The 12,761-nt window shown below is 39.5% G+C and carries 12 protein-coding genes; 10 read left to right on the top strand and 2 right to left on the bottom strand.

Annotated elements, in window-relative coordinates; all coding sequences use genetic code 11:
* The first annotated feature begins 79 nt into the window (after positions 1-79).
* From MHH88_RS13035 to MHH88_RS13010, 6 genes are all read left to right on the top strand, one after another.
* The gene (locus tag MHH88_RS13035) at positions 80-2,074 is read left to right on the top strand and encodes a HAMP domain-containing methyl-accepting chemotaxis protein (RefSeq protein ID WP_069513151.1); all 1,995 of its coding nucleotides are present in this window, start codon (positions 80-82) and stop codon (positions 2,072-2,074) included.
* Between the two features lie 97 nt (positions 2,075-2,171).
* On the top strand, positions 2,172-2,402 hold the full coding sequence (locus MHH88_RS13030; RefSeq protein ID WP_024361094.1) for a hypothetical protein: 231 nt from the start codon (positions 2,172-2,174) through the stop codon (positions 2,400-2,402).
* Positions 2,403-2,570: 168 nt separating this feature from the next.
* Complete coding sequence (cdaS, locus tag MHH88_RS13025; RefSeq protein WP_069513152.1) at positions 2,571-3,191, top strand: sporulation-specific diadenylate cyclase CdaS; 621 nt, start codon at positions 2,571-2,573, stop codon at positions 3,189-3,191.
* Between the two features lie 95 nt (positions 3,192-3,286).
* Positions 3,287-3,730, top strand: coding sequence for a MarR family transcriptional regulator (locus MHH88_RS13020; protein ID WP_339258577.1), 444 nt, complete (start codon positions 3,287-3,289; stop codon positions 3,728-3,730).
* A gap of 54 nt (positions 3,731-3,784) precedes the next feature.
* The gene (locus tag MHH88_RS13015) at positions 3,785-4,726 is read left to right on the top strand and encodes a ring-cleaving dioxygenase (RefSeq protein ID WP_339258575.1); all 942 of its coding nucleotides are present in this window, start codon (positions 3,785-3,787) and stop codon (positions 4,724-4,726) included.
* 13 nt (positions 4,727-4,739) lie between these two features.
* The gene (locus tag MHH88_RS13010; RefSeq protein WP_339258573.1) at positions 4,740-5,795 is read left to right on the top strand and encodes an LLM class flavin-dependent oxidoreductase; all 1,056 of its coding nucleotides are present in this window, start codon (positions 4,740-4,742) and stop codon (positions 5,793-5,795) included.
* A 93-nt stretch (positions 5,796-5,888) separates the two neighbouring features.
* On the opposite strand, the gene namA is transcribed toward MHH88_RS13010, so the two are convergent.
* Positions 5,889-6,899 (bottom strand): NADPH dehydrogenase NamA, encoded by a 1,011-nt coding sequence (gene namA / locus MHH88_RS13005; protein ID WP_339258571.1) that lies wholly within the window; start codon positions 6,897-6,899, stop codon positions 5,889-5,891.
* A gap of 45 nt (positions 6,900-6,944) precedes the next feature.
* Positions 6,945-7,751, bottom strand: a complete 807-nt coding sequence (proC, locus tag MHH88_RS13000; protein WP_339258569.1) for a pyrroline-5-carboxylate reductase — start codon at positions 7,749-7,751, stop codon at positions 6,945-6,947.
* A gap of 389 nt (positions 7,752-8,140) precedes the next feature.
* On the opposite strand from proC, the gene MHH88_RS12995 reads away from it, so the two are divergent.
* The 4 genes from MHH88_RS12995 (at position 8,141) to argH (ending at position 12,714) form a co-directional block, all read left to right on the top strand.
* Positions 8,141-9,088, top strand: a complete 948-nt coding sequence (locus tag MHH88_RS12995; protein ID WP_339258567.1) for an MBL fold metallo-hydrolase — start codon at positions 8,141-8,143, stop codon at positions 9,086-9,088.
* A 9-nt stretch (positions 9,089-9,097) separates the two neighbouring features.
* Positions 9,098-9,853 carry an SDR family NAD(P)-dependent oxidoreductase gene (locus tag MHH88_RS12990; RefSeq protein WP_339258565.1) on the top strand — a complete coding sequence of 252 codons (756 nt, stop codon included), beginning with the start codon at positions 9,098-9,100 and terminating at the stop codon, positions 9,851-9,853.
* Positions 9,854-10,066: 213 nt separating this feature from the next.
* Positions 10,067-11,260, top strand: a complete 1,194-nt coding sequence (locus MHH88_RS12985; RefSeq protein ID WP_024361085.1) for an argininosuccinate synthase — start codon at positions 10,067-10,069, stop codon at positions 11,258-11,260.
* Positions 11,261-11,340: 80 nt separating this feature from the next.
* Positions 11,341-12,714: an argininosuccinate lyase gene (gene argH / locus MHH88_RS12980; protein ID WP_339258563.1), complete on the top strand. Its 1,374-nt coding sequence runs from the start codon at positions 11,341-11,343 to the stop codon at positions 12,712-12,714.
* The last annotated feature ends 47 nt before the right edge of the window (positions 12,715-12,761 follow it).

Here is a 12,761-nt window from a genome sequence, read left to right as displayed (position 1 = left end):
TATGGAAAATTACATTAAATGTAGGGAAATGTTGTTGTATGATGAAATGGAAACAATCCTACTTTAGGGGGAATAGTCAATGGGGAAATCAATGAAATGGAAAATGATGCTGGAAATTATGGCCATCGTCGTGTTAATAATTGGCGCATTTTCTGTTTACATTTTTCAGGCGACCTATAAAAGCGTCAAGAGTAATGGTGAGGCACTCGCTAGCTCAATTGTTATGGGCATGGAAGGGGCTATTCAATCCAGAGCAAAAGCAGAAGAAATTATGGAAAGAGAAATGATTGCGGAATCTGTGATGGCTTCGTACATTATTGACAAAGGTGCTACATATGAAGATTTAAAAGAAATCGCTGAACGAGGCGGAATTGACGAAATTTGGAGTACCGATGATAAAGGGAATACGGCAGTGACATCGGTAGCACCGTATATTGATTTTAATTTTGGGTCCGATCCAAATGGACAAGCTGCTGAATATATGCAGCTATTAGACGGTCGGGCTACACAAATTGTGCAAAAAGCACAGATTCGCGACGTGGATAGCGAATTTTTTAAATTTGTTGGTGTTAATAGTTGGAATCCAGCTACACCGCAAATTGTCCAAGTAGCAAGACACGGTCAACAACTGTTAGATTTAGAAGCAAGTATTGGCAGTGAATATTACATAAATGAACTAAACAAATATTTATCTAAAACGGTCCTTTTTGCAGCGGTTGTAAATGAACAAGGAGAGCCCATTGTTGCGACAACGGATAAAAATTTAGCTAAGATTGGCTTTACGAAAGAACAATTTACTTCGGCAAAAAATACTGAATTTTCTGGGCGTTATGATGGAAAACGTGTTACACAATATGTAAAGCCTTTATCAAATGGTACCTCTTTAGCGATTATTGTGTCGAATGAAGTGTTATCGAATATACTATTGGGGACAATTATTGCCTCCATAATCGTCGTGTGTGTTATATTCCTCATCACAGGCTTCTCTATTAATCGACAAGTTTCTCGCATTTTAAAAGTGCGTAATTCACTAGAGGATATTAGCAAAGGAGAGGCAGATTTAACGAAGCGGATTGATGTAAGTTCGAATGATGAGATTGGTCAATTGGTTACATCTTTTAATGGAATGATGGACAATTTCCAACACATTATGAGAGATTTAAAACAGGATGCTACGCAAATAAAAGAGGCGACGTACATTATTCATGGAAATGCCCATCAAACTTTGGATTCAGCGCACAATATTCAAGATGAATCGCACCAAGTTGCACAAGCTTCATTTGGGCAATTAAAAAATACAGAAGATAGCGCCCAATCTATGGAAGAATTAGCGCGTAGTATTCAGCATATTTCTGATTCGATTGCAGAAATTTCTACGATTTCTCGCAACACCGAAGAAAATGCCAATAATGGTTTGCACATTATGAATCGGCTGCAAAATCAATTGGAAGATGTTCACCAAAAAACAGATCTTTCAGTTGCGAGTATGCAGGAATTAGAAAAACTATCCGCAATGATTGGTGAATTTACAAATGTTATAACAGGTATTTCTGATCAAACGAATTTGCTAGCACTAAATGCATCAATTGAGGCAGCTCGTGCCGGAGAGGCTGGTAAAGGCTTTGCCGTTGTTGCAGAGGAAGTGCGTAAATTAGCAGAAGAATCGAAAGTTGCTGCAGATCGCATTTCTCATGTCGTGATGAATGTCCAAAAAGAAACGACGAATATAGTATCTACTATCTATACAACAGCAGATGTTTTACATGCAGGTCACGCCATTGCAAGTGAGGCTCGACAATCCTTTGAAGGCATCCATAATGATGTGCAAGTGTTAGCTGAGCAAGTAGATTTAGTTTCCAGTTCAACAGAAGAAATTGCCGCTAGTACAGAAGAAGTAACCGCTACAATGGAAGATGTTTCATTATTAGCCAAGCAGACATCCGCTAGTGTAGATGCGGTTGCACAAAAAGCGCAAAATCAAGCGACGAGTATGAATGAGATGACGGCGATTATTGATATGCTAAATGGGACAGCAGAAAAACTAGAACAATCTGCTGGAAAGTATAAAGTATAATCGTTGACTTCGTATAATGAGTAGAGTGCCATGTTATAGAAATATAGTGCGTTTAATAGATGATTTCCGTATAATTAAGTAAAAGGGGAGTGGGTGTATGGATCAACAAAAGATGCCACCAGCTGTTTTACGTTTACTTGTTATCTTTCCCAACGTATTAAGCTATTTATTACTAGGCGGACTCATTATCTATGTAATATCAAATTATGAAGTGTTAAAAACAACTGAAAGCTTGAAAGTATGGCTAATTCTTATTGCAGTTCTTGCCCCTGCAGCGGCATATACAACTTTTAGCATTATAAAAAAAATTCGTGCTGGTCATATGTAGCAGTTATGACAATGCGTTGCATCTTTTCGATTATCAAAAGATGCAGCGTGTTTTTTTATTAGACTCTCAAAAATGGCAAAATGAGCAGAATACGAATAAAAAATTCCCTTCAAGGAAAACTAAAAGGACGAAGTGGTGAATCATTATTTAGAAAAAGAGGTATGTTACATGAAGCAATCAAACTGTGACGCTGCTCCACTAAAGCAAACAATAAAAGAAGAGCTTAGACAAGTCATTACTTCTTTACAGCAAAGTTTAGCCTCAATGGATTCTCAAGAAGATTGTCTACTGACAGATTTAGAGCAAATAAAAGGCAACTTTTTAACGATTGAAATGCAAGCGGCAACGTTTTATTTAAATTGCTATTTGTCCCCATTTACAGAAAAATACCCAGAACTATCAATTTGCGTACAAAATATGTCAAAAAGACGACACGGTGGATTAATTGTCTTTGAAAGAAAAGACGCCGTAGATCATCTGATTAAGCCGGGAATTCATATTGGTGCAGAACTTACGCATTCTTTATTAGAATCTATTTTTTTCCCAGGTAATCCTCTCCATGACGGTGCTGTGTTAGTTAGAAGCAACCGCATTGTTTCAGCGGCCAATGTGCTTCCACTGTCAGATATTTATACTGGTGATAAAAAACTCGGTACAAGACATCGAGCTGCAATTGGTTTAAGCGAGCGTAGTGATGCCCTTATTATGGTTATATCAGAAGAAACAGGAAGAATTTCATTTGCTTTTAACGGAAGCTTACATCCGATTACTTCACATGGAATATTATAATAAAAAAAATATCTCAAATTCGAGATATTTTCCTTGCACCGTTCTCACTTGCATGGTAAAGTGAGTTTACAGTTCGAGGAAGGGAGGGCAAAGTGATGGAAAAACATACACTCGGCTCACTTACATGGTTGCGGATGATGCGCTTTACCAATCAAAGTAATCAGCTATCGAATGAATTTTTAAAACGGTTTAACTTAACAACTGCACAGTTTGATGTGCTCATTCAAATCAAAACCTATGCACCGTTAACGCAATCACAACTAGCCGAAAAGGTTACTGTGACCCAAGGTGGTATGTCACGGATGCTTGCACGTCTTGAAAAAGAGGGGCTTATAGAGCGCAAGCAAAATTGGAAGACCAAAACGATATCGCTCACGGCAAAAGGGATGGAATTGATCGATGCTGCTACACCAAGCCAGCTTCACTTTCAATCCTCATTTTTTGAAGAGGTTTTATCAGAAGAAGAAATGAAAGCTTTATATAAACTGATGTCAAAACTAGAAAAACATAGTCGAGAAAAAAAATTACCTGAAGTGTGATTTTTTTTACTTCATCACTTGCGTAGTCAAGTGAAAACATTAGGAGGACTTTATATGCAAAAAATTAGCGGTCATCATCATATTTCAATGTTAACGAAAAATGGCAAAAAGAATAACGATTTTTACACAAAAATCCTCGGTTTACGTCGAGTGAAAAAAACAGTCAATCAAGATTCTCCTTCAATGTATCATTTATTTTATGGAGATCTTACAGGGGCAGCCGGAACAGAATTAACTTTTTTTGAAATGCCTGTAGCTGGACGTACTGTCCGTGGAACGAATGCCATTACACGCATCGGCTTATTAGTACCTAGCTATGATAGTTTACTATATTGGAAAAAACGGTTTGAGCTATTACAAGTGGAGCACAGTGATATTACAACATATGCAGGTAAAGATGCTTTGCTTTTTGAGGATCATGAAGGCTTGCGCATGGTGCTGTTAAATCATAATGGACAATCAATACCAGCCGAGTGGCAAGCGTGGGATGGGTCTGATATTGCATCAGAGCATCGTATTTTAGGGATGGGCACAGTGGAAATGACTGTTCGTTATTTACAGCGTACAGTAAATTTATTACAAGAGCTTTTTGACTATACCGTTGTTACGGAAGATGATATAGAAGTACGACTTCAGTCAATTGCTGGCGAAACGTTTGGTGAAATCATCGTCAAGGAGTTGGAAGGACCAAGTGAAAAACCAGGTCGAGGAAGTATTCATCATCTTGCACTGCGCGTAGCTACAGTAGAAGAACTTCAACAATGGGATGCAGTAATTAAAGCACGTGGTTTAGACAGCACAGGTGTGGTTGATCGTTATTACTTCCAGAGCCTTTATTTTAGAGATCGTAATGGCATTCTTTTTGAAATGGCAACAGATGGGCCTGGTTTTACAGTAGATTCTGCTATAGAGGATTTAGGAAGAGAACTTGATTTGCCACCATTTTTAGAAGCAAAGCGCACAGAAATTGAAGCGATTTTAGAACCACTCGATTAAAGGGGAGAGTACAATGGAAAATTATCGTATCAATCAATCAGCAGGTTTAGAATTTGGACTTTATTCACTCGGAGATCATATTCCGAACCCCTTAACAGGTCATCGGATTTCAGCTCAGCAACGTATACAAGAGCTAATTGAAATGAGCCAATTAGCGGAGCAAGCTGGCATCGATGTATTTGGCGTAGGGGAAAGTCATCAGTCGTATTTTACAACGCAGGCCCATACAGTCGTGTTAGGTGCCATTGCCCAAGCGACGACAAAAATAAAAATTGCTAGTTCTGCGACCGTGCTAAGTGTATCCGATCCAGTAAGAGTCTATGAGGATTTTGCCACAATTGATTTAATTTCTGATGGACGTGCGGAAATTGTAGCAGGTCGAGGGTCACGCGTTGGAGCCTATCATTTACTAGGTGTCAATTTACAAGACTACGAAGAAATTTTTGAGGAAAAATTAGCACTGTTAAAAAAGCTCAATGAAGAAGAGCTTGTGACATGGGAAGGGCAGTATAGAGCACCGCTTCATAATGCGCAAATTTTACCACAGCCGAAAAATGGCGCATTGCCTATTTGGCGCGCGGTTGGCGGTCCTCCTGCAAGTGCTATAAAAGCTGGCTATATGGGCATTCCAATGATGTTAACGACATTAGGTGGACCTGCCATTAACTTTAAACCTTCCGTGGATGCTTATCGTGAAGCAGCTGATCGAAGTGGTTTTGATGCAGAAAAGCTACCGATAGCAACAACAAGTTTATTTTACGTAGCAGATACATCAAAAGAAGCTTTGCAAAATATGTATCCTCATCTTAATGGAGGTTTCCAAGCAATTCGTGGTGGTGGCTATCCAAAACAACAATTTGCTGAAGCGATTGATACACGAGATGCCCTAATGGTCGGTAGTAAGGAACAAATTATTGAAAAATTGCTGTATCAATATGAACTGTATGGCATGCAACGTTTTATGGCACAAATTGATTTTGGAGGCGTACCTTTCGATCAAATAATGAAGAATATCGAAATCATTGGCTGTGACATCATACCAGCAATTAAAAAATATACAGCAAAGTAAGTGTGAGAATCGCCACTAACCTAAGCTCAATCGCCACTAAACAAAAAAAACGCTGATAGCTTGAAAGATTCCAAGCTATCAGCCATTTTTGTGTTACCAACCACGAACATATTGCACGGGCGGTTCGATTTTTGCGCCGAGTTCTTTGGCAGCATGCAAAGGCCAGTAAGGCTCGCGCAATAAAACACGACCTAAGAAAATTAAATCAGCACGGTTATTTTGCAATATTTCTTCTGCATGTTGCGCAATTGTAATTAGACCCACTGCACCAGTAGGAATATTTGCGCCAAGTTTAATCGCTTCCGCATGTGGCACTTGGTAGCCAGGAAATGGATGAATATCTGCCTGTACGACTCCGCCAGTAGAGACATCCACTAAATCTACGCCTTGTGATTTCATCCATCGACTAAAGACGATAAAGTCCTCCATTGATGTGCCATCTTGTGCATAGTCTTCAGCAGATACACGAACAAGTAGGGGACCTTCCCAGACACTTCGGATGGCATCAATAACTTGACGCAATAAGCGATAGCGATTTTCCTGTGAGCCACCGTATTGATCGCTACGTTTATTTGTTGCAGGTGATAAAAATTCACTAATCAAATAGCCATGTGCGCCATGAATCTCCAACACATCAAAGCCTGCTTGACGAGCGCGCACAGCTGCATTTTTAAAGGCTTCAATAACATTGTCAATATCGGCAAGTGTCATTTCACGTGGTGTTTTATAAGCATCACTAAAAGCCATCGCTGAAGGGGCAAAGATGTCACCCTCTACAGTTGCTTTACGTCCTGCATGAGCAAGCTGAATGCCCGTTTTCGCTCCGTAAACTTGCATATTTGTTACTAATTGTTGTAACCCTTCGATATGAGTGTCATCCCAAATACCAAGGTCATTACTAGAGATGCGTCCTTCAGGTACTACTGCAGTAGCTTCCAATAGTATTAAACCAATTTGCCCAGCGGCGCGTGTTGCATAATGCACAAGATGGAATGGTGTTACAAGTCCGTCTTCCTTCGCAGAATACATACACATGGGGGCCATGACAATGCGGTTTTTTAAGGTAATTGATTGCAATTGGAATGGTTCAAATAATTTAGTCATCTCAAGCCCTCCTAATTCCTAGTTATTACCTCTATTTTGCATGGATTATTTGCTTTTTGCAAGTGCGCGAGATCGCGCTTCTGCTTCTTTAATGCATGCTTCAATCGCGGCATTAAATTGATACTGTTCAAGTGCTTTAATGCCAGCTTCTGTTGTACCACCTGGACTTGTCACTTTTTTACGAAGGACATTAGGTTCGTCAATAGATTGTTTGAGCATTTCAGCTGTACCAGCAAGCGTTTGGGTCATAAGAAGTCTGACCGTATCTTTTGACAGCCCCACTTCCATACCAACCCGTTCAAAAGCTTCCATTAGATAATAAATATAAGCAGGACCACTTCCAGAGAGTGCTGTAACGGCATGCAATTGGTCTTCCTCCACTTCAATTACAGATCCAACAGCTTCTAATAATTGTAAAAACATGGCACGCTGTGTAGCCGATACTTGCACATTAAATGCTATGCCACTTGCCGACATGCCAATTGTTGCAGATGTATTAGGCATTACGCGAGCGACTGGACGTAATCCTAATTGCTCAGTGATCGTGCTAATAGCAATACCAGCTAAAATGGATAGAATGGCCGTATGTTCAGTTATTTTGTTTTTCAGTTCAAGCATTGCCTTGATGGCATCCTTTGGTTTCATCGCCAAAATAATCAAGTCTGCTTGCTGGTATATCGCATCCTCAATACTAGTCTGGACGCCATACGTATCGTGTAAAAACTGTAAACGTTCCTTATCTGAGCGATTGGTGACATAAATTTCGTGTGGTGTAAATACGTTTTGTTTTATCCAACCTTGCATCAATGCTTCTGCCATGGAGCCAGCACCGATAAATAAAATTTTTTTCATAGGGAAAACCTCCGATTCAAAATAAAAAAGCGTTCTCGTCCTTAAATAGAAGGACGAAAACGCTGTCGTTTCCGCGGTACCACCTTTGTTTGCCAATTCGGCACAACTCTTAGCCCTTTTATCGCAAGGGGGAACGGTTATGTTGTCATAACTGCTCAGAAGTAGGTTCTGTATTGGGAGTGGGTGATGTTACTTGCAGCAAATGTAACACTCTCTAAACACCTTCACCATTTACATACTTGGCTTCCTCAACGCACATCTAATAATTTGATTATTCAAAATTATAGTAATAATACGTCAAGCTGTCAACAGGAGGGTGACTTAAGAAAGAAAAACTTGTAAAATAGGTGAATGAGTATTCATTATTTACACTAAAGGGGGAGCCAGCTTTGTCGATACACAAAATAGAAATTCCAACACCCTATGAAGTAGGAGATGTCAATGCATTTATTGTCAAAGGTGATGCATTAACGATTTTTGATGTTGGTCCGAAAACAATGGAAGCCTATGATGCACTGAAATGGGGTATTCGGGCAGCTGGCTTTGATTTACGAGATATTGAACAAGTTGTGTTAACCCATCACCATCCCGATCATGCAGGTTGGGTGGATGCTTTTCCACATGCAGAAATTTTAGGCCATGCCTATAACGATAAATGGTTACGACATGACGAAGATTTTTTACGTTATCATGAGCAGTTTTACAGTGAGCGTTTGTTCGAACACGGGGTTCCACAGGCATATATTGAGCATAGTGTCCATGTTCGACGAGAATTAGAGCTTGTAGGGGAGCGACCATTAACTCAAATTTTATACGATGGCGATGAAGTTCCAGGTCATCCTGGGTTAAAAGTATTTGAAACATTAGGGCATGCGCAAAGTCATTTTATTTTTTGGGATGAAAAAATCCATTATGTAATTGGTGGAGATTTATTATTAGAAAAAATAACACCTAATCCATTAATCGAACCACCTCTAGATCGCACATCAGGTCGACCAAAATCATTGTTGCAATATAATGCTTCACTAGAAATATTGCGTCAATTGCCAGTGAATATCATGTATACAGGGCATGGCGCAAATTTAGAAGAAATACCAGCTCTCATTGATAAGCGACTAGAAAGACAACACCAACAATCCATGAAGGTCTATGAGTTACTAGGAAATGATCAGCTAACAGTTGTACAAATGACAAAGCGTTTATATCCTTCGATTTTTCAGCATCAACTAGGCTTGACATTGTCTAAAACACTTGGACATTTAGATTATTTAGAGGCAAATCATCTTGTGGTTTCCGTGAAAAATGAGGCAGGTATCTATTTCTTTAAAAGAAAGTAGGGTTCATACATGAAAATGAATAAAAAGACAATCTTTGTAACAGGTGCAACGAGTGGTGTAGGGTTAAAAATTACAGAATTATTAGTTGCACAAGGTCATCATGTGTATGCAACAGGGCGTAATGAAGTAGCGTTAAAAACTTTACAACGTTTAGGTGCCAATGTTATACAAGCTGATTTAACGTCACTTACAGCCATTGATGAAGTATGTGCGCAACTGCCTCCGCTCGATGTAGCTATTTTTTCTGCGGGAGTTGGTAAGTTTGCTATTGCGCCGTTGTTATCAGATGAAAATATAAGCGAAATGCTGGAGCTCAATGTGCGCGTGCCAATGTATTTAGCAAAACGTCTAGCTGCACCAATGATTGCGCAGGAACAGGGGCAACTGATTTTTATCGGTTCTCAGGCCGGCAAGGTTGCTACACCGAAGGCTAGTGTTTATGCGGCAACAAAGCATGCCATTGTTGGTTTTACCAATGGTCTGCGTATGGAGCTAGCACCCTATAATATTAAAGTAACAGCCATTCACCCGGGACCAATTGATACACCATTTTTAGATAAAGTAAACGATGAAAGCGGATATCGTGAGTCTCTAGGTCGATTTCTTTTAACACCTGAAGAAGTGGCACAGGCGACAGTAAAAACGATAGAGCGCCCAGTTCGAGAAGTAAACTTGCCAAAAATCATGGGCTTGACGAGTAAACTATATGCGTTAGCGCCTGCTACAATCGAATTTTTAGCCAAACCACTATTCAATAAGAAATAACGGTGCCAGTCACCCGAAAAATTCTGAATATTTTGCGTGCCAGTCACCAATTAACCATTGTTATTGCAGACTTTTAACATTCTTCGTAAAAGTGTATTTTTTTATAAAAATGCACTTGTATTTATTTTTATAACATGGTACTATTCGTGTATAAACTTTTAAGTGAATGTATAAACATACATATCATATAGAGCAATTGGAGGCGCATTTTGTATGGCAAATAAAAAAGTAGTTTTAGCATACTCAGGCGGTCTTGATACTTCTGTAGCAATTCCGTGGTTAAAAGAACAAGGTTGGGACGTTATCGCAGTTTGTCTAGACGTTGGTGAAGGAAAAGATCTTGAATTTGTAAAAAATAAAGCACTTCAAGTAGGTGCTATTGAATCATATATGGTGGATGCGAAAGATGAATTCGCTGAAGGATACGCACTTATTTCATTACAAGCACATACTTGGTATGAACAAAAATATCCATTAGTATCAGCACTTTCTCGTCCTTTAATTTCTAAAAAGTTAGTGGAAATTGCTAACCAAGTGGGTGCGGATGCAGTCGCTCACGGTTGTACAGGTAAAGGAAACGACCAAGTTCGTTTCGAAGTGTCAATAAAAGCATTAAATCCAGATTTAGAAGTACTAGCTCCTGTACGTGAGTGGGGTTGGAGCCGTGATGAAGAAATCGAATATGCAATGAAACATAATGTACCGATTCCGGCAACATTAGATTCACCATTCTCAATTGACCAAAACTTATGGGGCCGTGCAAACGAAGCAGGCGTAATGGAAGATCCTTGGGTATCTCCACCAGAAGAAGCGTATGGCTTAACGGTTTCTGTTGAAAACGCACCAAATGAAGCTGAATATGTAGAAATCGAATTTATTGCTGGTAAACCTGTAGCTTTAAACGGCAAAGAAATGAAACTTGCTGATTTAATTCAAGAATTAAATGCAGTAGCAGGTGCGCACGGTGTTGGCCGTATCGACCATGTTGAAAACCGTTTAGTTGGTATTAAATCTCGTGAAGTATACGAAATTCCAGGTGCAAAAGTACTGTTAACTGCTCATAAAGAGCTTGAAGACTTAACACTTGTGAAAGAACTAGCACACTTCAAACCAGTGATTGAGAAAAAATTATCTGAATTAATTTATGATGGTTTATGGTTCTCTCCTTTACGTGATGCATTACAAGCATTCCTTGCTGAATCACAGCAATACGTAAATGGTACAGTACGTGTGAAACTTTACAAAGGTCATGCCATTGTAGAAGGACGTAAATCACCAAACTCATTATACAACGAAAAATTAGCAACATACTCTAAAGAAGACCAATTCAACCACGCATCTGCTGTAGGCTTCATCGAATTATGGGGTCTGCCAACAGTGGTTAACTCTTCAGTTAATAAAAAATAATTATTAAAAGTAGGGTGTAGTGTAGCATGAACGCTGTACTGCACCTTTTCGATAAGTAATTTAGGAAAAGGTGAGCTGTTATGACAAAACTTTGGGGCGGACGTTTCCAAAAATCAGCAGAAGCATGGGTCGATGAGTTTGGCGCATCCATCGGCTTTGACCAGCAACTTGTATTGGAAGACCTAGAAGGTAGTGTCGCACATGTCACGATGCTTGGTGCAACGGGAATTTTACCAGCAGAGGATGTAGAAGCTATTCTTGGCGGTCTCGCACAATTACAGGAAAAAGCAGTCGCTGGTGAGCTTAAATTTACTGTTGCCAATGAAGATATTCATTTAAACCTTGAAAAAATGCTCATTGATTGCATAGGACCAGTTGGTGGTAAACTGCATACAGGCCGTAGCCGTAATGACCAAGTGGCAACGGATATGCATATTTTCTTAAAGAAACGTGTAAAGGAAGCCATTGATTGTATCGAGACATTCCAAAAAACGTTACTAGAAAAAGCAGAGGAGCATGTTGAAACAATCGCGCCAGGTTACACGCATTTACAACGTGCACAACCCATTTCTTTTGCACATCATTTAATGGCATACTTTTGGATGCTTGAACGCGATAAACAACGTTTTACGGAATCCATTAAACGTATTGATATCTTACCATTAGGTGCTGGTGCCATGGCAGGGACAACTTTCCCGATTGATCGTCTAAAATCAGCGGAGCTACTTGGTTTTAGTGAAGTGTATGCGAATTCTATGGATGCTGTCAGTGATCGTGATTTTATCGTCGAATTTTTAAGCAATTCATCATTATTAATGGCGCATTTATCTCGCTTTGCTGAGGAAATCATTTTGTGGTCAACAGATGAATTTAAGTTTATCGAATTGGATGATGCATTCTCGACAGGCTCATCCATTATGCCACAGAAGAAAAATCCAGATATGGCGGAGTTAATTCGCGGTAAAACTGGTCGTGTGTATGGTAACCTAATGGGCTTACTGACAGTGCTAAAAGGAACGCCGTTAACATACAACAAAGACATGCAAGAAGACAAAGAAGGAATGTTCGATACCGTGCATACAATTCTTGGCTCTTTGAAAATCTTTGAAGGTATGGTACGCACAATGACAGTGAATACGGAGCGTCTGCACAAGGCAGTCCACTCTGACTTCTCAAATGCCACGGAATTAGCAGATTACCTTGCAACAAAAGGCATGCCATTCCGTGAAGCACATGAAGTAACGGGTAAATTAGTCTTTACATGTATTCAAAAAGGCATTTATTTATTAGATTTACCGATTGAAGATATGAAAAAAGAAAGTGAGCTTATCGAAGCGGATATTTATGACGTATTAGCACCTGAAGCCGCTGTACGCCGTCGTCATTCATTAGGTGGTACTGGTTTCGATCAAGTCAATATTCAAATCGCTAAAGCAAAAGCTTGTCTTTCTTAACTATTTTGCGTGCAAGTCCATAGAGACATTTGCATAGATATTCATTA

The organism is Lysinibacillus sp. FSL K6-3209, from assembly GCF_037976175.1.
In the GTDB taxonomy this organism is placed as follows: Bacteria; Bacillota; Bacilli; order Bacillales_A; family Planococcaceae; genus Lysinibacillus; species Lysinibacillus sphaericus_D.
This window is presented reverse-complemented; position numbering and strand designations above follow the sequence as displayed.

Bases quoted from the DNA above. Each gene is read 5' to 3' on its own strand.
- MHH88_RS13030 (WP_024361094.1), top strand. From the start codon at position 2,172: ATGGATCAACAAAAGATGCCACCAGCTGTTTTACGTTTACTTGTTATC.
- MHH88_RS13010 (WP_339258573.1), top strand. From the start codon at position 4,740: ATGGAAAATTATCGTATCAATCAATCAGCAGGTTTAGAATTTGGACTT.
- MHH88_RS12985 (WP_024361085.1), top strand. From the start codon at position 10,067: ATGGCAAATAAAAAAGTAGTTTTAGCATACTCAGGCGGTCTTGATACT.
- argH (WP_339258563.1), top strand. From the start codon at position 11,341: ATGACAAAACTTTGGGGCGGACGTTTCCAAAAATCAGCAGAAGCATGG.
- MHH88_RS13015 (WP_339258575.1), top strand. From the start codon at position 3,785: ATGCAAAAAATTAGCGGTCATCATCATATTTCAATGTTAACGAAAAAT.
- MHH88_RS13020 (WP_339258577.1), top strand. From the start codon at position 3,287: ATGGAAAAACATACACTCGGCTCACTTACATGGTTGCGGATGATGCGC.
- MHH88_RS13035 (WP_069513151.1), top strand. From the start codon at position 80: ATGGGGAAATCAATGAAATGGAAAATGATGCTGGAAATTATGGCCATC.
- proC (WP_339258569.1), bottom strand. From the start codon at position 7,751: ATGAAAAAAATTTTATTTATCGGTGCTGGCTCCATGGCAGAAGCATTG.
- namA (WP_339258571.1), bottom strand. From the start codon at position 6,899: ATGACTAAATTATTTGAACCATTCCAATTGCAATCAATTACCTTAAAA.
- cdaS (WP_069513152.1), top strand. From the start codon at position 2,571: ATGAAGCAATCAAACTGTGACGCTGCTCCACTAAAGCAAACAATAAAA.
- MHH88_RS12990 (WP_339258565.1), top strand. From the start codon at position 9,098: ATGAAAATGAATAAAAAGACAATCTTTGTAACAGGTGCAACGAGTGGT.